Consider the following 24,948-nt stretch of genomic DNA (forward strand, 5'->3'; position numbering starts at 1 on the left):
GGCGACCCGGTGGCCGATCGCCCGGAGCCGGTTAGGCTCATGTCGCGAGCCACCGGGCCCGCACCCCGCCGGGTCCCCGCGACCCGCGTCACCGCGTCACATCAAGAAGGAGATGCTCGTGCCGTCCATCGACGTCGTCGTAGCCCGGGAAATCCTGGACTCCCGAGGCAACCCCACGGTCGAGGTCGAGGTCGGCCTCGACGACGGCAGCACCGGTCGTGCCGCCGTCCCGTCCGGCGCCTCCACGGGCGCCTTCGAGGCCATCGAGCTCCGCGACGGCGACTCGAACCGCTACCTCGGCAAGGGTGTGGAGAAGGCCGTGCTCGCGGTCATCGAGCAGATCGGCCCGGAGCTGGTCGGCTACGACGCCACCGAGCAGCGCCTGATCGACCAGGCCATGTTCGACCTGGACGCCACCGACAACAAGGGCTCGCTCGGCGCCAACGCCATCCTCGGCGTCTCCCTCGCCGTCGCCCACGCCGCCTCCGAGGCCAGCGACCTCCCCCTCTTCCGCTACCTGGGCGGCCCCAACGCGCACCTGCTGCCGGTGCCGATGATGAACATCCTGAACGGCGGCTCGCACGCCGACTCCAACGTGGACATCCAGGAGTTCATGATCGCCCCGATCGGGGCGGAGTCCTTCTCCGAGGCCCTGCGCTGGGGCGCCGAGGTCTACCACACCCTCAAGAAGGTCCTGAAGAGCAAGGGCCTGGCCACCGGCCTCGGCGACGAGGGCGGCTTCGCCCCGAACCTCGGCTCCAACCGCGAGGCCCTCGACCTCATCCTCGAGGCGATCAAGGAGGCCGGCTACACCCCCGGCGAGCAGATCGCCCTGGCGCTCGACGTCGCCGCCTCCGAGTTCTACAAGGACGGCGTCTACACCTTCGAGGGCAAGGACCGCTCGGCCGCCGAGATGACCGAGTACTACGCGGAGCTCGTCGACGCGTACCCGCTCGTCTCCATCGAGGACCCGCTGTTCGAGGACGACTGGGAGGGCTGGAAGACCATCACCGACAAGCTCGGTGACAAGGTCCAGCTCGTCGGCGACGACCTGTTCGTCACCAACCCCGAGCGCCTCGCCCGCGGCATCGAGGAGGGCGCGGCCAACGCGCTCCTGGTCAAGGTCAACCAGATCGGTTCGCTCACCGAGACCCTGGACGCCGTCGAGCTGGCCCAGCGCAACGGCTTCAAGTGCATGATGTCCCACCGCTCCGGCGAGACCGAGGACGTCACCATCGCCGACCTGGCCGTCGCCACCAACTGCGGCCAGATCAAGACCGGCGCCCCGGCCCGCTCCGAGCGCGTCGCCAAGTACAACCAGCTGCTGCGCATCGAGGAGATCCTCGACGACGCCGCGGTGTACGCCGGCCGCTCGGCGTTCCCCCGCTTCAAGGGCTGACCGCGAAAGGCCAGGCCCGTAAGTAGCAGCGTCGTACGTACGTCCCCGTACCCGGTCCCGTACCGTGTCCGGGGACGTACGCGCGTATGACGGTGGAGCGGGAGGCGGACAGATGGCCGTGAAGGACCGGGACCGGTTCTCCACCGCGACCAGGATCCGGTTGCTCGGCGAGCAGACCGCGGCCCGGGTCTACCGTTCCCAGACCAGGCGCCAGGCCCGCCGCTCGCGGCTGACCGGCCGGGCCGCCCTGCTCGCCCTGGTGATGTGCTCGCTGATCGTGGTCCTGGCCTACCCGATGCGGGAGTACGTCTCGCAGCGCGCCGAGATCGACGACCTGCGGCGCGAACAGCAGCAGGCCCGCGAGCGCGTCGAACGGCTGCGCGACCTGAAGGCGCGCTGGCAGGACGACGCGTACGCCGAGCAGCAGATCCGGCAGCGGTTGCACTACGTGATGCCGGGGGAGACGGGTTTCATCGTCGTCGACCCGCACGCGGCGAAGCAGTCGCGCACCGACCTGGGGGCGGCCGACCGCCCCTGGTACTCGAACGTCTGGGACGGGGTCGACAAGGCCGACGCCGCCGACCGGTGACCCAGCCCCAGCCAGTGACCTGAACCCAGAGAAAGACAGCCTGAAGACAGTCATGGAAACGCCCCCGCCGACCACCCCGCGCACCGAGCCCACCGACGCCGACGTCGAGGCCTTCAAGCAGCAGCTCGGTCGGCCCCCGCGCGGCCTGCGCGCCATCGCGCACCGCTGCCCCTGCGGTCAGCCAGACGTCGTCGAGACGGCCCCCCGGCTGCCGGACGGGACGCCGTTCCCCACGCTGTACTACCTGACGTGCCCGAAGGCGAACTCGGCCATCGGCACGCTGGAGGCCAACGGCGTGATGAAGGAGATGACCGAGCGGCTGGCCTCGGACCCGGAGCTGGCGGCGGCGTACCGGGCCGCGCACGAGGACTACGTCCGGCGCCGTGACGAGATCGAGGAGCTGAAGAACTTCCCGAGCGCGGGCGGCATGCCGGACCGGGTGAAGTGCCTGCACGTCCTGGTGGCCCACTCGCTGGCCGCGGGCCCGGGCGTGAACCCGCTGGGCGACGAGGCGCTGGCGATGCTGCCTCAGTGGTGGAGCAAGGGCGCCTGTGTGACGACCGCCGGGCCGCCGAGCGGTGAGGGATGGCAGGTGGAGGGCACGGACTCGGGCCACTTCGCCTTCAAGCCGGTGGAGGAGGATCGGAAATGACCCGTGTCGCCGCCGTGGACTGCGGTACGAACTCCATCCGGCTCCTGGTCGCCGACGCCGACCCGGGCACCGGTGAGCTGGTCGACCTGGACCGCCGGATGACGATCGTGCGACTCGGACAGGGCGTCGACCGCACCGGCCGGCTCGCCCCCGAGGCGCTGCAGCGGACCTTCGCGGCGTGCCGTGAGTACGCCGCGATCATCAAGGAGCACGGGGCGGAGCGGCTGCGGTTCGTGGCGACGTCCGCCTCCCGGGACGCCGAGAACCGGGACGAGTTCGTGCGCGGTGTGCTGGACATCCTGGGCGTCGAGCCCGAGGTGATCACCGGCGACCAGGAGGCCGAGTTCTCCTTCACCGGCGCCACCAAGGAGCTCGCCGGGAGCGACCACCTGCCCAAGCCCTACCTGGTCGTGGACATCGGCGGCGGCTCGACCGAGTTCGTCGTGGGCGACGACCACGTCCGGGCGGCCCGCTCGGTGGACATCGGCTGTGTCCGCATGACCGAGCGGCACCTGGTCCGCGACGGGGTGGTGAGCGATCCGCCGTCCGAGGAGCGGATCGCGGCGATGCGGGCCGACATCGAGGCCGCGCTCGACCTCGCCGAGCAGAGCGTTCCGCTGCGCGAGGCGCGCACCCTGGTGGGCCTCGCCGGCTCCGTGACGACCGTGTCGGCGATCGCGCAGGAGCTGCCCGCGTACGACTCGCAGGCCATCCACCACTCCCGCGTCTCCTACGACCGGGTCCGTGAGATCACCGAGTGGCTGCTGCGCTCCACCCACGCCGAGCGCGCGGCCGTGCCCTCCATGCATCCGGGCCGGGTCGACGTGATCGGCGCGGGCGCCCTCGTGCTCTTGTCGATCATGGAGCGGATCGGCGCGCGGGAGGTCGTGGTGAGCGAGCACGACATCCTCGACGGCATCGCGTGGTCGGTTGCCTAGCCCGCTTCTGAGCAGGCACGGATCACGAATGAGCGTCTCCGGAGGGCTCGGACGAACCCTCCGGAGACCGCCCGCCGGGAAAGTTCGTGAAGTTCTTCACAAGGAATTCGGCCCTCCCGGGCGAAGAGAAGGGTCCCGTTGACCCGTCCGGGGGCTGAACAGGCCTTTGAACATGTTCAGAAGCATGGTATGGAGGGGTCCGGGAAGGTGTCCGGAGCGGCACCGGGGGCGACCCTCACGGGGCGCTCTCGGGCACAGAGAGGCAGCTCACGCGGCATTGACAACGCTCCGGGGTGCATAAAGGAGCCCGGTTGTCACCATGACGTGGATCACGCGGGCCGCGGAGGATAACACACACCCTGCAAGAGCTTGTGAAGGGGCGCACGAGCCACCCCCCTGAGACGGGTGGATACTCGATGGCATGAGCACCACGGAGCGTCCCAGGATCCTCGTAGTAGGCGGTGGGTACGTAGGCCTGTACGCAGCTCGGCGCATCCAGAAGAAGATGCGCTACGGCGAGGCGACCGTCACGGTCGTCGACCCCCGGTCGTACATGACCTACCAGCCCTTCCTCCCCGAAGCCGCCGCCGGCAACATCTCCCCGCGCCACGTCGTCGTCCCGCTGCGACGCGTGCTGCCCAAGGCGGAGGTTCTCACCGGCCGGGTCACCACCATCGACCAGGACCGCAAGGTCGCCACGGTCTCCCCGCTGGTCGGCGAGGCCTACGAGCTGCCCTTCGACTACCTGGTGATCGCGCTCGGCGCGGTCTCCCGCACCTTCCCGATCCCCGGCCTCGCGGAGCAGGGCATCGGCATGAAGGGCGTCGAGGAGGCCATCGGCCTGCGCAACCACGTCCTCGAGCAGCTCGACAAGGCCGACTCCACCACCGACGAGGAGATCCGCCGCAAGGCGCTCACCTTCGTCTTCGTGGGCGGCGGATTCGCCGGCGCGGAGACCATCGGCGAGGTCGAGGACATGGCCCGCGACGCTTCGAAGTACTACAAGAACGTGTCCCGCGAGGACATGCGCTTCATCCTGGTCGACGCCGCAGACAAGATCCTCCCCGAGGTCGGCCCCAAGCTCGGCAAGTACGGCAAGGAGCACCTCGAGGGCCGCGGTGTCGAGGTCTACCTGTCCACCTCCATGGACTCCTGCGTCGACGGCCACGTGGTGCTGAAGAACGGCCTCGAGGTCGACTCCAACACCATCGTCTGGACCGCCGGCGTCAAGCCCAACCCGGCCCTGTCCCGCTACGGCCTGCCGCTGGGCCCCCGCGGTCACGTCGACTGCGAGCCGACCCTCCAGGTCAAGGGCACCGACTACATCTGGGCCGCCGGCGACAACGCCCAGGTCCCGGACCTGGTCGGCCGCAAGGCGGGCAACGAGAACGCCTGGTGCCCGCCGAACGCCCAGCACGCGCTGCGCCAGGCCCGGGTCCTCGGCGACAACGTGGTGTCCGGCATGCGGGGCTTCCCGCAGAAGGACTACAGCCACGCCAACAAGGGCGCGGTGGCCGGTCTCGGCCTCCACAAGGGCGTCGCGATGATCGTCATGGGCAAGATGAAGATCAAGCTCAAGGGCCGTCTCGCCTGGTACATGCACCGTGGCTACCACGGTCTGGCCATGCCGACCTGGAACCGCAAGATCCGCGTCTTCGCCGACTGGACCCTCGGCATGTTCCTCAAGCGCGAGGTCGTCTCGCTCGGCGCCATCGAGACGCCGCGCGAGGAGTTCTACGAGGCCGCCAAGCCGGCCCCGGTCGCCGCCGCGCCGAAGGAGAAGACCGAGGAGAAGGCCAAGGCCTCCTGACCTCCGGTCGCACGTCCGTCTGACGAAGGGCCTCCCGCCATCCGTGGTGCGGGAGGCCCTTCGGCGTGCCCGGGCCTTGCGGCGGGTTCTTCGGCGTGCCCGGACCCTTCGGCGTGCCCGGGCCTTGCGGCGGACCCTTCGGCGTGCCCGGGTCATGCGGCGCGCGCAGACCCGCCGGCGCTTCCGCGTCCGCCGGCCCGTCAGGGAGCCGCGTCCGGGCGGGCGAAGCGGCGGTTTTGCCCAGACATGACGCGTGCCGGGGACTGCGTCGAAGCCCCGCAGGTGTTTACGTGGTGTCCGACATTCCGGGATTCCTCGTCACGGAGGTGTACACCATGGCAGACGCCGCGCCGCGGCTGCAGGGCCTCTTCACACAGTTGCTGGGAGCACCGCTCCCGGTGCGCATCCGCGCATGGGACGGTTCACAGGCCGGCCCGCCGGGCGCGCCGACCCTGGTCGTACGCAACCGCCGCGCCCTGCGCCGCCTGCTGTGGAAGCCGGGCGAACTGGGCCTGGCCCGCGCCTGGGTGGCGGGGGACCTCGACATCGAGGGCGACCTCTACGCGACCCTCGATCTGCTGGCCGGTCTCATCTGGGAGCGCGGCGACGACGCCCGCACCCTCGCTCAGGCCCTGCGCGACCCCGAGGTCCGCGCCGCCGTCCGCGGACTGGTCAAGCTCGGCGGACTCCCGTTGCCGCCCGCCCCGCCCCGCGAGGAGGTCCGCAGCCCCCGCCGCCACCTGCACACCAAGCACACCGACCGACGCGCCATCAGCCACCACTACGACGTCGGCAACGACTTCTACGAGATCGTCCTCGGCCCGTCCATGGTGTACTCCTGCGCCTACTGGCCCAGCCCGGACAGCACCCTCGAACAGGCCCAGTACGACAAGCTCGAACTGGTCTCCCGCAAACTCGGCCTCAGACCCGGACTGCGACTGCTCGACGTCGGCTGCGGCTGGGGTTCGATGGCCATCCACGCCGCCCGCGAGCACGGCGTCCGCGTCGTCGGCGTCACGCTCTCCCAGGAGCAGGCCGCCTACGCCCGCAAGCGCGTCGCCGACGAGGGCCTCACCGACATGGTGGAGATCCGCGTCCAGGACTACCGCGACGTCCGCGACGGTCCCTACGACGCCATCTCCTCCATCGGCATGGCCGAACACGTCGGCGCCGAGCGGTACCTGGAGTACGCCGCCGACCTGTACGACCTGCTCAAGCCCGGCGGGCGGCTGCTGAACCACCAGATCGCCCGCCGCCCGCAGCGGGACGAGACGACGTACAGCATCGACTCCTTCATCGACTCCTACGTCTTCCCCGACGGTGAACTCCAGCCGATCGGGGCCACCGTGACCCAGCTGGAGCGGGCCGGGTTCGAGGTGCGCGACGTGGAGGCGCTCCGCGAGCACTACGCCCTGACCCTGCGCCAGTGGGTGTCGCGCCTGGAGGCCGACTGGCAGCGGTCCGTCCAGCTGGCCGGCGCCGGCCGGGCCCGCGTCTGGCGTCTGTACATGGCCGCCTCCGCCCTGGCCTTCGAACGCAACCGCATCGGGGTCAACCAGGTCCTGGCCGTCCGCGCCCCCGAGTCGGGGGCGTCGGGCCTGCCGCTGCGCGCCCGCACCTGGAACTGACAACGGCGAAGGGCCCCTCTCCCACCCGGGGGAAAGGGGCCCTTCGCGCGTGCCGCTACTCCGCCTTGATGGCCTCCAGCATGTTCAACCGGGCCGCACGCCGGGCCGGCCACAGTGCCGCGAGGACACCCACTGTCGCGGCCAGCAGCAGGAACAGGCCCATCCGCGCCCACGGCAGGACCAGCGCGTACGTCGCCATCTTCGAGGCGAGCAGCTCACCGGCCGCCCAGCCGAAGAACACGCCCAGCCCGATGCCCAGCACCGCGCCGAACAGGGAGATCACCAGGGACTCGATGCGGACCATCCGCTTGATGCCCTTGCGGTCCAGGCCGATCGCGCGGAGCATGCCGATCTCCTGCGAGCGCTCGAACACCGACATGGCCAGGGTGTTGATGACGCCGAGGACCGCCACGATCACCGCCATCGCGAGCAGGCCGTAGACCATGTTCAGCATCAGCGTGAACATCTGCGCGATCTCGTTCGAGATGTCGTCCTTGGACTGGACTTTGATCGCCGGGTTGGTGCCGAGGACCTTCTCCAGCCTGTCCTGCACCGCGCCGGACGTGCCGTCGGAGGTCTTCACCATGACCTTCATGTTGTACGGGTCCGGCTCGTGCGGGGCGAGGGTCTTCTCGTCGAGCAGGACGCCGCGCAGGAAGTCGTTGCTCTCGTAGGTCCCGGCGACCGTGAGCTTCTGCTTCTTGCCGTCGCCGTAGGAGACGGTGAAGGCGGAACCGGCCTTCCAGCCGTAGGACTTGGCGGTCTCGCTGTCCACGACGACGTCGCTGCCGCCGACCTTGAAGGTGCCCTCCTCGACCTCCGGTCCGACCAGGTCGCGGATCGCGGCGCCGTTGACGCCGGTCAGGTACTCGCTCTGACCGTCGATCCGCGTCTCGGCGTTGAGCATCGGGCTGGTGGCGGTGACGTCACCGGCCTGCTTCAGATTCTTCTCCACGTCCGGCGACAGCGGGTTGCCGTTCGCCATGGACACCACGTAGTCGGCCTTGATCGACGCGGACGCCATCTTCTCGATGGCCTGCTGGAGGCTGCCCGCCATCACCGTCATGCCGGTGATCAGGGTCAGGCCGATCATCAGCGCGGAGGCGGTGGCGGCCGTGCGGCGCGGGTTGCGCACCGCGTTCTGCCGGGCCAGCTTGCCGGAGATGCCGAAGGCGCGCAGCAGCGGCGCGGCGGCGGCGATCAGCGGGCGGGACAGCAGCGGGGTCAGGATGAACACGCCGATGATCAGCAGCACCGCGCCGAGGCCCATCGGCATCTGGCCGTCCGAGCCGTCCATGGTCGTGGCCACCAGGACCACCGCGATGCCCGCGGCCGAGACCAGGGCGCCCAGTGTGTTGCGCAGCACCAGCGACTTGGTCGTCGCCTTGGCGTGCACGCTGCTCATGGCCGCGACCGGCGGGATCTTCGCGGCCCGGCGGCCGGGCAGCCACGCCGCCAGCATGGTCACCAGGATGCCGACGGCGAGCGCGGCGAGGACGGTGCCGGGCGTGATGACCAGCGGGCCGTCGGGCACGGTCGCGTCGAACGTGCCCATCAAGGAGCGCAGTCCGGCTCCGATGCCGATGCCGGCGAGCAGTCCGGTCACGGCGGCGATCGCGCCGACCACGAACGCCTCGATGAGCACCGAGCGCGTCACCTGCCGGCGGGAGGCGCCGACCGCCCGCATCAGCGCCAGTTCCTTGGTGCGCTGGGCGACCAGCATGGTGAAGGTGTTGGCGATGATGAACGTGCCGACGAACAGGGCGATGCCGGCGAAGACCAGCAGGGCCGTCTGCATGCCGCTCATCGACCGGGAGATCATCTCCGCCTGGTCGTCGGCGAGCTCCTTGCCGGTGGTGGTCGAGACGGTGCCCTCGGGCAGTGCCTTGTCGAGCTGCGCCTTCAGTGCGGCCTGCGTGACGCCCGGCTTGGCCTTGACGTCGATCTCGTCGTACACGCCCGGCTTGCCCAGCAGCTGCTGGGCGGTCGCCGTGTCGAACAGGGTGAGGCTGCCGCCGGCTGCGACATTGCCGTCGTCGGTGGTGAAGATGCCGGTGATCTTCGGCGTCAGGACCGGGCCGTCGACGGACATCCGCACCGTGTCGCCGACCTTGTAACCCGCGCGCTTCGCGGTCTCGGAATCGATGAGGATCTCGCCCCGGCCCTTGGGGGCGTGCCCGCTGACGAGCGGGTAACGCGGGTCCTCGGCACCCCAGTAGTTGCCGCCCTGAGACTGGAAGCCCTGGCCGATGAGCTTGCCGTCCTTGTCGGCGATGGCGGTGAAGTTCTGCACGACCCCGATGGCGGACGCGGCCCCGGGCACCCGCTCGCTCTTGTCGAGGGTGGCCCGGGTCAGCTCGTGGAGCTTTCCGACCTTGTCGCCCTCGGCCTCCTGGTAGTCCGCGGTCATGGAGACGTCGACCTGGTCGAAGCCCTTGGCGGAGCTCTTCTGGTAGGCGTCGGAGATGGTGTTGGTGAAGACCAGGGTCCCCGACACGAAGGCCACGCCGAGCATCACGGCGAGCACGGTCATCAGGAGCCGGGCCTTGTGCGCGAGCACATTGCGCAAGGCGGTACGGAACATGGGTTCTTCTTCTCAGTCCTGTCGGTCCTGACGGGGGATCAGCTGGTGCGGCCCTTGGCGTCGAACGCCTTCATGCGGTCGAGCACGGAGTCGGCCGTCGGCCCGTGCATCTCGTCGACAATCCGGCCGTCCGCGAGGAAGACCACCCGGTCCGCGTAGGCGGCGGCCACCGGGTCGTGCGTCACCATCACCACCGTCTGGCCCAGCTCGCGCACGGAGTTGCGCAGGAAGCCCAGCACCTCGGCGCCCGAGCGCGAGTCGAGGTTGCCGGTGGGCTCGTCACCGAAGATGATCTCGGGCTTGGAAGCCAGCGCCCGGGCCACCGCGACGCGCTGCTGCTGACCGCCGGACAGCTGGGACGGCCGATGGCCGAGCCGGTCCGCCAGGCCGACCATGCGGATCACGGAGTCCAGCCACTCCTTGTCCGGCTTGCGCCCCGCGATGTCCATCGGAAGGGTGATGTTCTCCAGGGCCGTGAGGGTCGGCAGCAGGTTGAACGCCTGGAAGATGAAGCCGATCTTGTCCCGGCGCAGCTTGGTCAGCTGCTTGTCCTTCAGCGAGCCGAGCTCGGTGTCGCCGATGCGCACCGACCCGGAGGAGAAGGAGTCGAGGCCGGCCACGCAGTGCATCAGGGTGGACTTGCCGGAGCCGGACGGGCCCATGATCGCGGTGAACTCCGCCTGCCGGAAGTCGACGGAGACACGGTCCAGGGCGACCACCTGGGTCTCACCCTGCCCGTAGACCTTCGACAGATCCGTGGCGCGCGCGGCCGCTGCGGTGGCCCGGTCGGTGAGGGGGGCGGTGGTCACGGGATGGCACTCCTGTCGGACGGCTGTGCATGGGGAAGGACGTGTTCCATCGTCCGGGTCCCACGCCGCCGTGTAGTCCCCCGTTGTTCCGGTTCCGGAGACCGACTGCGGTCTTACCGCGCGGGGCAGTGTCATACCTGGGGATGACGAACACCCCTGAGGGCCCCGGTGTCGGGAACACATGCATCCGGGTGTCGAGAACAGGTGGAGTGCCCTCGTTCAGGCGGTGAAATTCCGTCATTCCGCATACGCGGCGGACCGCCGCACGCAAGGCTGTTGGCAAGTGCGGATGGCGCGTTCCGTGGGCTGATGCACCCTCAGACGTCAATAAAATAAGACAACATCGGTCCACGCTTCCGCTGTTCGGGGGACCCGTCCGGATAGTCTCGGAACCTCGATGCGGAGCCCACGGCCTGCCCGGATGGTGGAATGCAGACACGGCGAGCTTAAACCTCGCTGCCCCTTCGCGGGCGTGCCGGTTCGAGTCCGGCTCCGGGCACCATCCGATCCCTGTGTGGTCCATTGAGGAGTTCACGGCGTGCCCGTTGACAGCGGCCCTGTGCCGTCGGAGACTCAGACCCACATGGTGAAAGAAATTTCACCTGACGAACCTGGATGGGAAGAGGTCGTCCGATGCGCACCACCGTCGGCATCATCGGAGCGGGCCCCGCCGGCCTCCTCCTCGCCCGGCTGCTCCACAACGCCGGCATCGAGTCGGTCGTCCTGGAGAGCCGCGACCGTTCCTACGTCGAACGGCGGCAGCGCGCCGGGATCCTGGAGCAGGGCACGGCGGACGTGCTGCGGGCGGCCGGTGCCGGGGAGCGCATGGACCGCGAGGGACTGCGCCACGACGGCATCGAGCTCCGCTTCGACCGCAGGCGCCACCGCGTCGACTTCCCCGCCCTCACCGGCGGCCGGTCGGTGATGGTCTACGCCCAGACCGAGGTCTGCAAGGACCTCATCGCCCTGCAGCTCCGGGAAGGCGGCCCCCTGCTCTTCGAGGCGGAGGCGCTGGCCGTGGAGGACGCCGGCACCGACGCCCCGCGGATCCGCTTCCGGCACGAGGGCCGCGAGGACGTCCTGGAGTGCGCCTACGTCGTCGGCTGCGACGGCTTCTGGGGTGTGGCCCGCAAGGCGATCCCCGCCGCACTGACCCAGGTCTTCGAGCGGACGTACCCCTTCGGGTGGCTCGGCATCCTCGCCGACGTGCCGCCCTCCCACGACGAGCTCGTCTACGCCCGCCACGACCGCGGCTTCGCCCTGCTCTCCATGCGGTCGCCGGCCGTCTCGCGCCTCTACCTCCAGGTGCCCGACGGCACCGACGCCGGGACGTGGAGCGACGAGGAGATCTGGGACGAGCTGGAGCGCCGGTTCGAGACCGCCGACGACTGGCACCTGGAACGCGGCCCGATCACCCAGAAGTCGGTCACGCCCATGCGCTCCTACGTCCACGAGCCCATGCGCCACGGCCGCCTCTTCCTCGCCGGTGACGCGGCGCACATCGTCCCGCCGACCGGGGCCAAGGGCCTGAACCTCGCCGTCGGCGACGTCGTGACCTTCGCCCGGGCCCTGATCCACCGGCAGGAGACCGGATCGGCGGAGCTGCTCGACGCCTACTCCGCCACCTGCCTGCGCCGCGTCTGGCAGGCGGAGCGGTTCTCCTACGACATGACGACCCTGCTGCACCGCGCGCCCGGCGCGACGCCCTTCGAGGACCGGCTCCAGCTCGCCCGGCTGGAGCGGATCACCTCCTCCCGCGCCGCCGAGACGGACCTGGCGGAGGCGTACACGGGCTTCCCCCTCGGGTGAGTCCGCCGATGACCCCCTCCGGTGAGGGGAATCACCACGCCACGTAGCGTGTTGCGCAGCACGACGAGGGAAAGATCCTCCCCAAGCAGTAGGGTCATTCCTTTGCCTACCTATTACTCTTGAGCCAAGGCCACGCCTGGTGGCCATGGAGGAGTGAAATGAGGAGCAGAAACCCGGTCTTCTCGCGACGGGGGTTCAGCCGCGACAACGGCTACGCGGGCTTCAACACCGCGCCGCAGGCCGGGGGTCCCGCTGTCGCCACCCAGGGCAACCCGTACGCCCAGCCGACGGGCAACCCGTACGCCCAGAACCCGTACGCGCAGAACCCATACGCCCAGCAGCAGGACCTGCAGTACGGCGCGCCGCCGCAGGCCCCGGCCACCACCGGCCGGATGACCATCGACGACGTCGTCCTGCGCACGGCGAGCACGCTCGGCGTGCTCGTCATCACCGCCGCGCTCTCCTGGGCGCTGCTGCCGATCGACGACGCCAACATCGGCCGTAGCTACGGCATCGGTATCGGCGCCGCGCTGATCGGCATGGTCCTGGCGTTCGTGCAGTCCTTCAAGCGCAAGGCCTCGCCCGCGCTCATCCTGACGTACGCCGCGTTCGAGGGTGTCTTCCTCGGCGTCGTGTCCAACATCGTCGACAACCGCATCGCCGACGGTGCGGCCATGCAGGCCGTGATCGGCACCATGGCGGTCTTCGCCGGTGTGCTGATCGCGTACAAGGCCGGCTGGATCCGCGTCAACCGCCGTTTCTACGGCTTCGTGATGGCGGCCGCGCTCGGCTTCATCCTGCTGATGACCGTGAACCTGCTGTTCGCGGTGTTCGGCGGCGGTGACGGCCTCGGCTTCCGCAGCGGTGCCCTCGGCGTCGTCTTCGGCGTCATCGGCATCATCCTCGGTGCCTGCTTCCTCGCCCTGGACTTCAAGCAGGTCGAGGACGGCATCGCCTACGGCGCCCCGCGCGAGGAGGCCTGGCTCGCGGCCTTCGGCCTCACGCTGACGCTGGTGTGGATCTACATGGAGTTCCTGAGGCTCCTGTCGATCCTCAACAGCAGCGACTAGTCCTCGACGGTCGTAGCGCGAAGGGCCCCGGCTTCGGTCGGGGCCCTTCGTCGTCGGGGGGAGGGTGCGCGCCTCAGAGCAGTTTGCGCGCGGCCCTCCTCAGGTCGTACTCGTGGACGATCGCCTTGGCGTGGCCGTACGCGAGGTTGTGTTCGTGCCGGAGCCAGCTGACCTTTTCCTCGAAGCGGAAGAGCGCCGGGCCTTCGTCGACGGTGCGCAACCAGTCGGAGATCTGACGACCGGTGCAGTGGGGGATGCGGGCGAGCATGTTGCGATGGGTCTCTTCGGAGAAGACTTGGGACATCGGCGCCTCCGGACGCTGGGATGTAAGCCGGTCCTTCAGGTCACGGTGCCTGAGTGTTCGCCCGTTGGCAACAGTCCCGGTGCGACGCGTACGCTCGCGGCGTGGTTGATACGACGCCTCTGAGCCGTGCGGTGGAGCACTTCGCCGATCGATTGAGGGCTGCGCCCCAGAGCAGGTTGCAGCGGGGCGCTGCAGCCGAGGCTCTTGAGCTGGCCCGGGAGTTGGCCCGCAGGGCGCAGGTCCTCGAGGGCGTGGAGCCTCGGGAGATGCCTGATGCGGGGATGTTTGCTGCCGCAGATCAGATCACCGTGGCCGGGCATGATCTGGCCGTTGTGATTCCCGGTGAGGCCGACGTCGATGAGGCGGTGCGGTTGGTGGAGGAAGCGCAGAAGCGGGCGGGTGTCTGAGCTTCGTCCGCGGGTGCGGGCCGTCATCGGTTGCTCGCGCAGTTCCCCACGCCCCTGACGGGGCGCTCCCCTAAAGGGACGCGATGACCCGGTCCGCCAGGATGTAGACGTTTTCCTCGCCGCACTCGAACGTCAGGGTGTACGCGCCCGAGATGCCGGAGCCGCCCAGGAGGACCGGGGTGGCGCCCGCGCGGAGGGCTGCGGCGAGGTGCTCCGCCGTCTCCCGGTGGCCCGGGGTCATGCACAGGGTCGTGCCGTCGGCGAAGACGTAGACGTCCAGCGTGCCCAGCGGGCCGGGGCGCACATCCGTCAGCTCCACGCGCGAGGAGGCCAGCTCCTCCAGGGTGGCGACGGTGCGCTCGTGGTCGTTCACGACCGGCGACTGGGCCGGCACGAAGTCCGGGTGGGACGGGTGGCGACGGCGGGCCGCGGCCAGCTCCGGGGACTCGCCGACCGGCTCCTCGGTGTCCGCGCCGGGCTCGGACACCGGCTCCAGACCCGCGAAATCGGCCTGGCGGGGCAGAAAGAGATCGTGCTCGGACAGGCCCAGCAGCGGGGGTGCGTCGGAGGCGTCGCGAGCCTCCTGAGCGGCCCAGAACGCCCGCGCCTCGGCGAGCTCCCGCTCCCGCTCCTCGGCGAGTGCCGCCGCCACGGCGGCGCGTATCTCATCGGTGTCGGCGGTGGTACGAGCGGCGGGCAGCAGCGCGCGGGTGGTGGCGGCGCGGCTCTCGGCCAGCGCCGTGTGCAGGGCCGCGACCTGTCGGCGCAGCTGCAGGACGGTGCGCAGGACGGCGACGCCCACGGCGCCCGTGGCGGCCGTGGTGACCAGCAACGCGATCGGCATGGCGCTCACTGACGTACTCCCGGTTCAAAGTCGACCCCCGACTTCCTACATCAGCTTGAAGGGCGGACTAACCAGCTGTCAGTGCGTAACGTCACGAAACGGACAGGGCTTCGGTGTCGGGGGAGGGGGTGGGGCTGCTGTGACCTGCGCTTCTCTCCTCGCGGAGGGAGATAGGTCACATCCTGGGGGAGATTGGATCACAAAACAGCCCAGAACCCTGGTGTTTTCAGGGTTCTGGGCCGGGAGCTCACAGCGGGTGCTATGGCGGCTACGGCGCGCCGCTCAGCTGAGGCGCTCGATGACCATGGCCATGCCCTGGCCGCCGCCGACGCACATCGTCTCCAGACCGAACTGCTTGTCGTGGAACTGGAGGGAGTTGATCAGCGTGGTCGTGATGCGGGCACCAGTCATGCCGAAGGGGTGGCCGACGGCGATCGCGCCGCCGTTGACGTTCAGCTTCTCCAGCGGGATGCCCAGGTCGCGGTAGGAGGGGATCACCTGCGCGGCGAACGCCTCGTTGATCTCGACCAGGTCGATGTCGTCGATGGTCAGGCCGGCGCGCTGCAGCGCCTGGTTGCTCGCCTCGACCGGGCCGAGGCCCATGATCTCGGGGGAGAGGCCGGAGACGCCGGTGGAGACGATGCGGGCGAGCGGGGTGAGGCCCAGCTCGCGGGCCTTGGTGTCGGACATGATCACGAGGGCCGCGGCGCCGTCGTTCAGTGGACAGCAGTTGGCGGCCGTGACCATGCCGTCGGGGCGGAAGACCGGCTTGAGGCCCTGCACGCCTTCCAGGGTGACGCCGGCGCGGGGGCCGTCGTCCTTGGAGACGACCGTGCCGTCGGGGAGGGTGACCGGGGTGATCTCGCGCTCCCAGAAGCCGTTCTTGATGGCTTCCTCGGCGAGGTTCTGCGAGCGGACGCCGAACTCGTCCATGTCCTGGCGGGTGACGCCCTTGGCGCGGGCGAGGTTCTCGGCGGTCTGGCCCATCGCGATGTACGGGTCGGGGAGCAGGCCGTCCTCGCGCGGGTCGTGCCAGGTCGAGCCCTCGGACTCGGCGACCGCCGCGGTGCGGGCCTCGGCGTCGGCGAAGAGGGGGTTGTGCGTGTCGGGGAGGCTGTCGGAGTTGCCCTTGGTGTAACGGGAGACCGTCTCGACGCCGGCCGAGATGAAGACGTCGCCCTCACCGGCCTTGATGGCGTGCAGGGCCATCCGGGAGGTCTGCAGGGAGGAGGAGCAGTACCGGGTGACGGTGCAGCCCGGCAGGTGGTCCATGCCCATCTGTACGGCGACGACGCGGCCGAGGTTGTGGCCCTGCTCGCCGCCGGGCAGGCCGCAGCCGAGCATCAGGTCGTCGATGTCCCTCGGGTCCAGCTCGGGGACCTTGGCCAGTGCGGCCTGGATGATCGTGGCGGTCAGGTCGTCCGGTCGCACGTCCTTCAGGGAGCCCTTGAAGGCGCGGCCGATGGGGGAGCGGGCGGCTGAGACGATCACGGCTTCGGGCATCAAACGGCTCCATTGACGTACCGGGTGGTCTGGCAGGGCTGACTGGGAAGTTACCCGTACGTATGGCCTGGGTCACGGGTGTCGCGGTGTGACCCTGACCGCAGTTTCCAAGCGCTTGCTTTTCTGGCGCCCCGGCTCGGAGGGGTCTTTCTCGGTTCGAAAGTACTCCTCAGCTCGAAGGGGTCGCCGGGGTCGGTTCCTGCTCGGGTACCCGCCGGCGCCGCCGGCGTTTCAGCAGGGCCCACGGGCCGCGTGGCCCGCTCGGCATCGCCGCCGCGACCTCCGTGCCCGCCTCCGAAGCGGCCTCCGCCGCCGCCCGTGCCACCGGCAGGAAGCCCTCGCGGCGGGAGGCGTCCGGGCGCTCCTCGTCGGCGGGCCACAGGCCCAGGGACGCGCAGACGGTCGGCAGCACCGCCATCGCCGCCGTCGCGTAGCCCTCGGCCGAGGGGTGGTAGCTGTCCGGGCCGAACAGTTCGCGCGGGTTCTCGGCGAACTCCGGGCCCAGCAGGTCGCCCAGCGACACGGTGCGGCCGCCCTGTTCGACGACCCCGATCGTCTGGGCCGCCGCCAACTGGCGTGAGGCCCGCCGGGCCAGCCAGCGCAGGGGCTGCCGGACCGGCTCGATCGTGCCGAGGTCCGGGCAGGTGCCGACCACCACCTCCGCACCGGCCGTGCGCAGCCGCCGCACCGCGGACGCCAGACAGCGCACCGAACGGGTCGCCGGCATGCGGTGGGTGACGTCGTTCGCCCCGACCATGATCACGCAGATGTCGGGCACCGGAGCGGGATCGGCCAGCACCAGGGACACCTGGCGGTCCAGGTCGTCCGAACAGGCCCCCGGGGTCGCCACCGTGCGCAGCTCCACCGGCCGCTCCGCCAGCGCGGCCAGCCCCGACGCCAGCAGCGCCCCCGGTGTCTGCCCGCCCCGGTGCACGCCCTGGCCCGCGGCCGTGGAGTCACCCAGCATCGTCAGCCTCAGCGGCGCCCCGGTTGGACCGGCGTACGTACGGCCGTACAGCCCGTCCGCGTGCGGCACATGAGGGGACGTGCCGTTGCCCACCCGGCGCCGCGCCAGCTGCACCTCGGCCAGCACCAGCCCCAGTGCGGCCGCCCCGGCCAGACCGACCCCGCCGCCGCCATAAGCCGCGCCGGCCGCGATCCGCCGGGCCACCCTCGCCCTCGACATGCTCGTCATGCGTCGCCGCCACCTCCTCGAACCCGTACACCCAGTGCTTGCCCCGTACAGGCCGTCGCCCAATCGCAACCAGGAGTGAACGACCGTCACGGACCACGGCGAGGTCATAGGCTGGCGGCACCATCAGGACCATTTCTTTGCGGCATCCGGAGACAACGGTGCGATTCCACGACTCGATGATCAGCCTCGTCGGCAACACCCCGCTGGTGAAGCTCAACAGCGTGACCAAGGGCATCAGGGCGACCGTCCTGGCCAAGGTGGAGTACTTCAACCCCGGCGGTTCGGTGAAGGACCGCATCGCCCTGCGCATGATCGAGGCGGCGGAGGAGAGCGGCGCGCTCAAGCCCGGCGGCACGATCGTCGAGCCGACCAGCGGCAACACGGGCGTCGGGCTCGCCATCGTGGCGCAGCAGAAGGGGTACAAGTGCATCTTCGTGTGCCCCGACAAGGTGAGCACCGACAAGATCAACGTGCTGCGCGCCTACGGTGCCGAGGTCGTCGTCTGCCCGACGGCCGTCGACCCCGAGCACCCGGACTCCTACTACAACGTCTCCGACCGGCTGGTCCGTGAGACGCCCGGGGCCTGGAAGCCGGACCAGTACTCCAACCCCAACAACCCGCTCTCCCACTACCACTCGACCGGCCCCGAGCTGTGGGAGCAGACCGAGGGGAAGATCACCCACTTCGTGGCGGGCGTGGGCACCGGCGGCACCATCTCCGGGACCGGCCGCTACCTCAAGGAGATCAGCGACGGCTCCGTGAAGGTCGTCGGCGCGGACCCCGAGGGCTCCGTCTACTCCGGCGGCTCCGGCCGGCCCTACCTCGTCGAGGGCGTCGGTGAGGACTTCTGGCCGACCGCCTACGACCGGACCGTCGCGGACGAGATCGTCGCCGTCTCCGACAAGGACTCCTTCCAGATGACCCGCCGCCTGGCCAAGGAGGAGGGCCTGCTGGTGGGCGGCTCCTGCGGCATGGCGGTCGTCGCCGCGCTGGAGGTCGCCGAGCGGCTCGGCCCGGACGACGTCGTGGTGGTGCTGCTCCCGGACAGCGGCCGCGGTTACCTCAGCAAGATCTTCAACGACGAGTGGATGGCCGACTACGGCTTCCTGGAGGACACCGGCCCGAGCGCCCGCGTCGGCGACGTCCTGAACGACAAGGAGGGCGACCGCATGCCCTCCCTCGTCCACATGCACCCGGAGGAGACGGTCGGTCAGGCCATCGAGGTGCTGCGTGAGTACGGCGTCTCGCAGATGCCGGTCGTCAAGCCGGGCGCCGGCCACCCCGACGTGATGGCGGCCGAGGTCGTCGGCTCGGTCGTGGAACGCGAGCTGCTGGACGCGCTGTTCAGCAAGAGCGCCTCGCTGGAGGACCCGCTGGAGAAGCACATGTCCGGCCCGCTGCCCCAGGTCGGCTCCGGCGAGCCGGTCGCGGACCTGATGGCCGTGCTGGGCAAGGCGGACGCGGCGATCGTGCTCGTCGAGGGCAAGCCGACCGGTGTGGTCAGCCGGCAGGACCTGCTGTCCTTCCTCGCCCGCACGGGGAAGTGACGGCCAACCCCCGGTGAACTGCCCGTGAACCGGGTGAACTTGCGGCGTCCGTGATCTTCGCCGACTTCGTGGAACCGGTACGCGGGTGTCACGTTCGCGCAGCACTCGCTTAACACGGGTCCTGCACATTGGTGGGTGTCGGCAAGGGCGGGAGCGGCTCCCCGCCCGGGCCGGCGCCGAACGGCGTCAACGGACCTCCGGAGCGGCTCCCGGACCTCCACGGACGCCACGGACGCGCAAGCCCGGCCCTGACCGGGCCCGCGTCCCTCGCGGGGACCGCCGTCGTCCCGCCCCCCGTTCACGGGGGTGCGGCGGTCCCCGCGCACATTCCCCCACGCGTCATGCGCGCACACTCCCCCCCCCAGGCGTCTTGCGCGCACCTTCCCACGCGCCTCCTGCGCGTGTCTCACCCCGCGGTGCCGGCCCGTCGCGCTGCCGACGCGGCAGGTCCGAGGCGGGCCGGGCCGGGCGCTCAGTCCTCCCAGTCGCTGCCCCGGGAGGACTTGGGGCGGCGGCCGAAGAGGTTCGGGTTGGTACGGGCCGCCTGGGCGACGTTGACGCCGACGATGCCCGCCCAGGCGACGAGCAGGCCGGGCAGCTGGGCCAGGCCCCCGCCGATCGCGGACAACGGCATCGCGAGGACCAGGGAGACGATCCCGAAGCCGAACCGCTCACCCCAGGAGTCCGTGGCCCGCGGCGACCGCGAGTCCCGGGCCGTCTGCATCTGCTGCTCGGCGAGCTGCCGGCGCACCCGGCGCTCCACCGCGCCGTCGATCCGCTGGTCGACCTTCTCCAGGAAGGAGTCGACCAGCACCGACTCGTAGTCCTCACCCAGCTCCCTGCGGGCGTGCAGGGTGGCGTCGAGTTCCTTCTTCAGGTCGGTGTCCCACGCGTCCATTCCCGTCATGCGGTCCACCGTAGAAAGCGCCGCCGTCGGCCGCACTGGGGTTAGCCCCCCTGTTCTCCCAGGGGGATGCCGGTCGTCGTGCCGTCGCCGTCCTCCGGCCCGGCTTGCCGCTCTGCATATGCTCATGCAGAATCCTCAGCTACTGAATAGGCGAGGGGGAGCACGTCATGAGCGTGAGCGACAGCCCTGCCGCGCGGCTGCAGGCACTCTTCGAGGGCCACCGGCTGACGCCGACCCAGCGGCGCATCGCGCACAGCATGGTGCGGCGCGCTGCCGACGTGCCGTTCCTGTCGAGCGTGGAGCTCGCCGAGCTGGCCGGGGTCAGCCAGCCGTCCGTGACCCGCTTCGCCGTCGCCCTGGGCTTCGACGGCTATCCCGCCCTGCGCCGCCATCTGCGCGAGGTCGCCCCCGCGGAACCCGCCGAGGAGGCCGCGGCCCACAACGAGTACCAGCAGGCCGTCGAGGCCGAGATCGAGAACCTGCGGCACCTGGCGGAGGTGCTCGCCGACCCCGGGCCCGTGCAGCGCGCGGGGCGTCTCCTCGCGGCCTCCCGCCCCCTCCTCGTCCTTGGTCTGCGGGCGGCCGCCGCCCAGGCACACGGCTTCGCCTACTTCGCCGCCAAGGTCCACCCCGACGTACGGCTGCTCGGTGAGGGCGGCACGATGCTCCAGGACCGCATCGACGCCGCCGTCCGGGCCGGCGCGAGCGCACTGCTCTGTTTCGCGCTGCCCCGGCACCCCCGCGAGGTCGTCGACACCCTCGCCTACGCCAAGGGGGCCGGGCTGACCGTCGTCACGGTCGCCGACTCCGCCTTCGCACCCGTCGACAAAGTGTCCGACCTGCTGCTCCCGGCCGCCGTCGGCACCGGCCTCGCCTTCGACACGGCCTGTGCGCCCATGCTGCTCGGCCGGGTCCTGCTGGAGGCCATGTGCGACGACCTGCCCCAGGCCCAGGCCCGCCTGGAGGAGTTCGACACGAAGGCGGCGGCGCGGGGTCTGTTCGTCGACTGACGCGCGCCCGGCGTCTTCTCATACTCGTCTCACGTTGCGGCGCTACCGTACGTCCCCCCAAGGCTTCGGAGACCGGACGGAGGCTGGACGTGACACGCGGAGGACAGGGACTGGCCCGGGTGGCCGTCGTCGTACGGGCGGGGGCGGCCCCGCTGTGGTGGCTGGGTGTTCTCGCGGCAGGCATCGGCCTGCTCACACCGGGCCTGACCGGACGTCGCATCGGCGTCCTGGCCGGAGCGGCCCTCTTCGTCCTGGCGACGGCCGCCGTGGCCTACGGCCGCCGCAGGCGCTACGCGACCCTGGCAGCCTCGGCGTCCCGGGCCAAAAAGCACGACGTGCTCCAGGATCGCGCGGTCACGGTACGCAACTGGCGCCGGGGACACCGCTGGTGGCTCCTCCTCGCCTTCCTCGCCGCCCTGGGCAGCGCCTTCGCGGCCCCGGCGGCCGGAGGCATGCTCCTCGCCGGCTGCGGCGCGGGCCTGTGGCTGAAGTCGGCCTGGCTGGGCCGCCGGGAGCGGGCCGGCGAAGCACTGCTGTGGGTCCGCGTGGACTGGCTGCGCGGGGGATCGGCCCACCCGGCCGGCAAGCGGGTGAAGGCCTACCGCAGCACGGGCATCGCGGCAGGCGATGCCGCACCGGGAGGCGCACGAAGGAAATCGCCGGCGCTGGTGTGACCGGGCGGTGCTCGACCCACCTCAGGGGCGCGGGGAACCGCGCGACGAACCACGACGCACCCGCGGCCGCAGCACTACGGAACCCCCCACCCCGCTCGCGTCAGCGCCTCCACCTGCGCCCCACCCGACTCGGCGACGACCTCCTCCACACTCTGCGGCCGCCGCACCACCGCGAACCGCCCGCCCGGCCCGAACCCGTACACCCCTGGCCGCACCAGCGAGTTGTAGCCGTAGTGCTGCGCGAAGTAGTACGCCCCGGTGTCCAGCGCCGCCGCGTAGTCCCCCTGCTCCAGCAACGGCATGGACCGCCCCTCGGCCAGCAGGTCCCCCGCGAAACAGGCCGGCCCCGCGATGTCCTGCACCACCACGGGCCCCTCCTTCGGCCGCCCCTTCGCGTCGTACGCGGAGATCCGCAACGGCCAGCTCCCCGGCGCGTACACGGTCCGCGTGGCCACCTGCACCCCGGCATGGGTCACCGCCACCGCCCGGCCGCCGGAGGTCTTCGCGTACTCGACCCGTGCCACCACCGTCCCGTGCTTGGCCAGCAGTGACCGCCCGAACTCGGTGACCAGCCCGTACCGTCCGTCGAACAGCCCCGGTACCTCTTCGCCCAGCAGTCGCGCGTACTGCGTGTACGTCGGAGTCGTCTCCTCCGACGCGAAGTTCACCGGCAGGCCGCCACCGATGTCGAGCGTGTCGACCTGCGGCCGCCCGGCCCGCCGGTTGATCTCCTCCGCCAGCTCGTACGTCTCCGCCACGCCCCGTGCCATCAGGGCCAGGGGGACGCCCTGGGACCCGGTGTGCGCGTGCAGCCGGGTCAGCCACGGCCGGTCCAGATACGCCCGGACGACCCACTGCCGGGCGCCTTCGTCGCGCAGCGCCACCCCGAATTTCGAGGTGGCCGTCGCCGTGGACAACGCCTCGATGGAACCACCCCCGACCTGCGGGTTCACCCGGATTCCGAGAGGGGAGCGGCTGGCGCCCGACCGCATCAGGGAGTCGATGCGGTCCAGTTCCTGCGGGTTGTCCGCGTTGACGGCGACACCGAGGTCCAGCGCCTCGCGCAGCTCGGCCGGCGTCTTCGCGGGCGAGTCGAGCACCGTCATCTCCGACGGCATTCCCGCGGCCCGCGCCAGGGCCAGCTCACCCGGGCTCGCGACCTCCGCCCCGAGGCCCTCCTCGCGCAGCAGCCGCAGCACCGGAACCAGCGGGGTCGCCTTCACCGCGAAGGCGTGCAGCACGGGTGTGCCCGGCGCCATCACCGCCTCGAACGCCGACCGCAGCTCCGCCACCGACTCCCGGATGCCGACGACGTCCAGCAGCCCGACGATGGGGCTGTCGGGCCCGAGCAGCCCCTGTTCCACGGCGGCCCGCACCGCCTCGTTCCGCCGGGCCGCCCGCCCGGCCCCGGTGCCGTCCCGCTCTTCCGCCTCGCTGTGTGCGCCCATGCATCCAGCCAAACATCCACGGCACCGCCGCGCCGACGCCCCCACGTATTGACTAGCCCTATTCATGGAGTCAGGATGTGAATAGAAGCGGCAACATTCCGCCGGGAGCACCCACCAGGAGGCAGACCATGTCAGGACCCCGCCCTGTCCGAGCGCCGCGCGGCACGGAACCGAGCGCCCTGGGATGGCAGCAGGAAGCCGCCCTGCGGATGCTGCAGAACAACCTCGACCCCGAGGTCGCCGAGCACCCCGACAAGCTCGTCGTCTACGGCGGCACCGGCAAGGCCGCGCGCGACTGGCGCTCCTTCGACGCCATGGTGCGCACCCTGAAGGGCCTGAAGCAGGACGAGACCATGCTGGTCCAGTCCGGCCGCCCCGTCGGCGTCATGCAGACCCACGAGTGGGCCCCGCGCGTCCTCATCGCCAACTCCAACCTCGTCGGCGACTGGGCCAACTGGGAGGAGTTCCGCCGCCTCGAACAGCTCGGCCTGACCATGTACGGCCAGATGACCGCCGGCTCCTGGATCTACATCGGCACCCAGGGCATCCTCCAGGGCACCTACGAGACCTTCGCCGCCGTCGCCGCCAAGAAGTTCGGCGGGACGCTGGCCGGCACCATCACCCTCACCGCCGGTCTCGGCGGCATGGGCGGCGCCCAGCCGCTCGCCGTGACGATGAACGACGGTGTGGCGATCTGCATCGACTGCGACCCGCGCGCCATCGACCGGCGCATCGAGCACCGGTACCTCGACGTCAAGGCCGACAGCCTGGACCACGCGCTGACGCTGGCGACGGAGGCGCGCGACGCCCGCCGCCCCCTGTCCATCGGCGTCCTCGGCAACGCCGCCGAACTGGTCCCGCAGCTCCTCGCCATGGGCGCCCCCATCGACATCGTCACCGACCAGACCTCGGCCCACGACCCGCTGGCCTACCTGCCGCTGGGCACCGCCTTCGAGGACATGGCCGACGCCGCCGCCAAGGACCCGGCCGGCTTCACCACCCGGGCCCGCGAGTCCATGGCCCGGCACGTCGAGGCCATGGTCGGCTTCATGGACGCCGGCGCCGAGGTCTTCGACTACGGCAACTCCATCCGCGGCGAGGCCCAGCTCGCCGGATACGACCGGGCCTTCGCCTTCCCCGGCTTCGTCCCCGCCTACATCCGCCCCCTGTTCTGCGAGGGCAAGGGCCCCTTCCGCTGGGCCGCACTGTCCGGCGAGGCGTCCGACATCGCCAAGACCGACAAGGCGATCCTGGACCTCTTCCCGGAGAACGAGTCCCTCGCCCGCTGGATCAAGATGGCCGGCGAACGCGTCCACTTCCAGGGCCTGCCCGCCCGGATCTGCTGGCTCGGCTACGGCGAGCGGGACAAGGCCGGTGAGCGGTTCAACGACATGGTCGCGAGCGGGGAGCTCGCCGCGCCGGTCGTCATCGGCCGCGACCACCTCGACTGCGGGTCCGTCGCCTCCCCCTACCGCGAGACCGAGGCCATGCTCGACGGATCCGACGCGATCGCCGACTGGCCGCTGCTGAACGCCATGGTCAACGTCGCCTCCGGCGCGTCCTGGGTGTCGATCCACCACGGCGGCGGCGTCGGGATGGGCCGGTCGATCCACGCCGGGCAGGTCACGGTGGCCGACGGCACGGCGCTCGCGGGCGAGAAGATCCGCCGGGTGCTCACCAACGACCCCGGCATGGGCGTCATCCGGCACGTCGACGCCGGGTACGACATCGCGGAGTCGGTGGCGGGGGAGCGGGGCGTCCGCGTCCCCATGCGCGAAGGTGACCAGGCGTGACCCGGAACAGCGGCAGCTCCTTCCACCA

General features: G+C 70.8%; 21 protein-coding genes and 1 tRNA gene. 14 read left to right on the forward strand and 8 right to left on the reverse strand.

Features of this window, described 5'->3' with window-relative positions; translation table 11 throughout:
• Positions 1-118: 118 nt before the first annotated feature.
• The 6 genes from eno (at position 119) to AB0B29_RS11285 (ending at position 7,016) form a co-directional block, all read left to right on the forward strand.
• The gene (gene eno / locus AB0B29_RS11260) at positions 119-1,399 is read left to right on the forward strand and encodes a phosphopyruvate hydratase (protein WP_030242663.1); all 1,281 of its coding nucleotides are present in this window, start codon (positions 119-121) and stop codon (positions 1,397-1,399) included.
• A 112-nt stretch (positions 1,400-1,511) separates the two neighbouring features.
• Positions 1,512-1,988: an FtsB family cell division protein gene (locus tag AB0B29_RS11265; RefSeq protein WP_362237015.1), complete on the forward strand. Its 477-nt coding sequence runs from the start codon at positions 1,512-1,514 to the stop codon at positions 1,986-1,988.
• Positions 1,989-2,040: 52 nt separating this feature from the next.
• A complete protein-coding gene (locus tag AB0B29_RS11270) occupies positions 2,041-2,640 on the forward strand; it encodes a DUF501 domain-containing protein (RefSeq protein ID WP_362237017.1) in 600 nt (199 codons plus the stop codon).
• Positions 2,637-3,578: a Ppx/GppA phosphatase family protein gene (locus AB0B29_RS11275; RefSeq protein WP_362237019.1), complete on the forward strand. Its 942-nt coding sequence runs from the start codon at positions 2,637-2,639 to the stop codon at positions 3,576-3,578. Before AB0B29_RS11270 ends, AB0B29_RS11275 begins: the two co-directional genes overlap by 4 nt.
• Before the next feature lie 421 nt (positions 3,579-3,999).
• The gene (locus tag AB0B29_RS11280; protein WP_362237021.1) at positions 4,000-5,388 is read left to right on the forward strand and encodes an NAD(P)/FAD-dependent oxidoreductase; all 1,389 of its coding nucleotides are present in this window, start codon (positions 4,000-4,002) and stop codon (positions 5,386-5,388) included.
• Between the two features lie 335 nt (positions 5,389-5,723).
• Positions 5,724-7,016, forward strand: a complete 1,293-nt coding sequence (locus tag AB0B29_RS11285) for a class I SAM-dependent methyltransferase (protein ID WP_362237024.1) — start codon at positions 5,724-5,726, stop codon at positions 7,014-7,016.
• 55 nt (positions 7,017-7,071) lie between these two features.
• Here the strand turns inward: AB0B29_RS11285 and AB0B29_RS11290 are convergent, their stop codons facing one another.
• On the reverse strand, positions 7,072-9,600 hold the full coding sequence (locus AB0B29_RS11290; protein WP_362237026.1) for an ABC transporter permease: 2,529 nt from the start codon (positions 9,598-9,600) through the stop codon (positions 7,072-7,074).
• A 38-nt stretch (positions 9,601-9,638) separates the two neighbouring features.
• A complete protein-coding gene (locus AB0B29_RS11295) occupies positions 9,639-10,409 on the reverse strand; it encodes an ABC transporter ATP-binding protein (RefSeq protein ID WP_362237028.1) in 771 nt (256 codons plus the stop codon).
• Between the two features lie 415 nt (positions 10,410-10,824).
• Here AB0B29_RS11295 and AB0B29_RS11300 point away from each other — a divergent pair.
• The 3 genes from AB0B29_RS11300 (at position 10,825) to AB0B29_RS11310 (ending at position 13,288) form a co-directional block, all read left to right on the forward strand.
• Positions 10,825-10,911: transfer RNA gene (locus AB0B29_RS11300), tRNA-Leu, on the forward strand.
• Between the two features lie 131 nt (positions 10,912-11,042).
• A complete protein-coding gene (locus AB0B29_RS11305) occupies positions 11,043-12,218 on the forward strand; it encodes a 4-hydroxybenzoate 3-monooxygenase (RefSeq protein WP_362237030.1) in 1,176 nt (391 codons plus the stop codon).
• A 158-nt stretch (positions 12,219-12,376) separates the two neighbouring features.
• The gene (locus AB0B29_RS11310; protein WP_362237032.1) at positions 12,377-13,288 is read left to right on the forward strand and encodes a Bax inhibitor-1/YccA family protein; all 912 of its coding nucleotides are present in this window, start codon (positions 12,377-12,379) and stop codon (positions 13,286-13,288) included.
• A 73-nt stretch (positions 13,289-13,361) separates the two neighbouring features.
• Here AB0B29_RS11310 and AB0B29_RS11315 read toward each other — a convergent pair whose 3' ends face one another.
• Positions 13,362-13,592 carry a DUF4287 domain-containing protein gene (locus AB0B29_RS11315; protein ID WP_003990751.1) on the reverse strand — a complete coding sequence of 77 codons (231 nt, stop codon included), beginning with the start codon at positions 13,590-13,592 and terminating at the stop codon, positions 13,362-13,364.
• Between the two features lie 101 nt (positions 13,593-13,693).
• Here AB0B29_RS11315 and AB0B29_RS11320 point away from each other — a divergent pair, with 101 nt between their 5' ends.
• Positions 13,694-13,999: a hypothetical protein gene (locus AB0B29_RS11320; RefSeq protein WP_362237035.1), complete on the forward strand. Its 306-nt coding sequence runs from the start codon at positions 13,694-13,696 to the stop codon at positions 13,997-13,999.
• Positions 14,000-14,069: 70 nt separating this feature from the next.
• Here the strand turns inward: AB0B29_RS11320 and AB0B29_RS11325 are convergent, their stop codons facing one another.
• The 3 genes from AB0B29_RS11325 to AB0B29_RS11335 all read right to left on the reverse strand — a co-directional run bounded on the left by AB0B29_RS11325 (position 14,070) and on the right by AB0B29_RS11335 (position 17,541).
• Positions 14,070-14,852, reverse strand: a complete 783-nt coding sequence (locus AB0B29_RS11325) for a hypothetical protein (RefSeq protein WP_362237037.1) — start codon at positions 14,850-14,852, stop codon at positions 14,070-14,072.
• A gap of 273 nt (positions 14,853-15,125) precedes the next feature.
• Positions 15,126-16,346 (reverse strand): acetyl-CoA C-acetyltransferase, encoded by a 1,221-nt coding sequence (locus tag AB0B29_RS11330; RefSeq protein ID WP_362237040.1) that lies wholly within the window; start codon positions 16,344-16,346, stop codon positions 15,126-15,128.
• A 169-nt stretch (positions 16,347-16,515) separates the two neighbouring features.
• Positions 16,516-17,541: an SGNH/GDSL hydrolase family protein gene (locus tag AB0B29_RS11335; RefSeq protein WP_362237043.1), complete on the reverse strand. Its 1,026-nt coding sequence runs from the start codon at positions 17,539-17,541 to the stop codon at positions 16,516-16,518.
• A gap of 158 nt (positions 17,542-17,699) precedes the next feature.
• Between AB0B29_RS11335 and AB0B29_RS11340 the strand changes: the two genes are divergently transcribed.
• Complete coding sequence (locus AB0B29_RS11340; RefSeq protein ID WP_362237045.1) at positions 17,700-19,088, forward strand: cystathionine beta-synthase; 1,389 nt, start codon at positions 17,700-17,702, stop codon at positions 19,086-19,088.
• Between the two features lie 472 nt (positions 19,089-19,560).
• Here AB0B29_RS11340 and AB0B29_RS11345 read toward each other — a convergent pair whose 3' ends face one another.
• Positions 19,561-19,986, reverse strand: a complete 426-nt coding sequence (locus tag AB0B29_RS11345) for a hypothetical protein (RefSeq protein ID WP_362237272.1) — start codon at positions 19,984-19,986, stop codon at positions 19,561-19,563.
• Between the two features lie 176 nt (positions 19,987-20,162).
• Between AB0B29_RS11345 and AB0B29_RS11350 the strand changes: the two genes are divergently transcribed.
• Both AB0B29_RS11350 and AB0B29_RS11355 read left to right on the forward strand, forming a co-directional pair.
• A complete protein-coding gene (locus tag AB0B29_RS11350) occupies positions 20,163-21,005 on the forward strand; it encodes a MurR/RpiR family transcriptional regulator (protein ID WP_362237047.1) in 843 nt (280 codons plus the stop codon).
• 89 nt (positions 21,006-21,094) lie between these two features.
• The gene (locus AB0B29_RS11355) at positions 21,095-21,679 is read left to right on the forward strand and encodes a hypothetical protein (RefSeq protein ID WP_362237050.1); all 585 of its coding nucleotides are present in this window, start codon (positions 21,095-21,097) and stop codon (positions 21,677-21,679) included.
• 74 nt (positions 21,680-21,753) lie between these two features.
• Here the strand turns inward: AB0B29_RS11355 and AB0B29_RS11360 are convergent, their stop codons facing one another.
• Entirely contained in the window at positions 21,754-23,127 is a 1,374-nt protein-coding gene (locus AB0B29_RS11360; protein ID WP_362237053.1) for a diaminopimelate decarboxylase, read from the reverse strand.
• 128 nt (positions 23,128-23,255) lie between these two features.
• Between AB0B29_RS11360 and hutU the strand changes: the two genes are divergently transcribed.
• The gene (gene hutU / locus AB0B29_RS11365) at positions 23,256-24,920 is read left to right on the forward strand and encodes a urocanate hydratase (protein ID WP_362237055.1); all 1,665 of its coding nucleotides are present in this window, start codon (positions 23,256-23,258) and stop codon (positions 24,918-24,920) included.
• The last annotated feature ends 28 nt before the right edge of the window (positions 24,921-24,948 follow it).

This window comes from Streptomyces tibetensis (genome assembly GCF_040647715.1).
GTDB lineage: Bacteria > Actinomycetota > Actinomycetes > Streptomycetales > Streptomycetaceae > Streptomyces > Streptomyces tibetensis_A.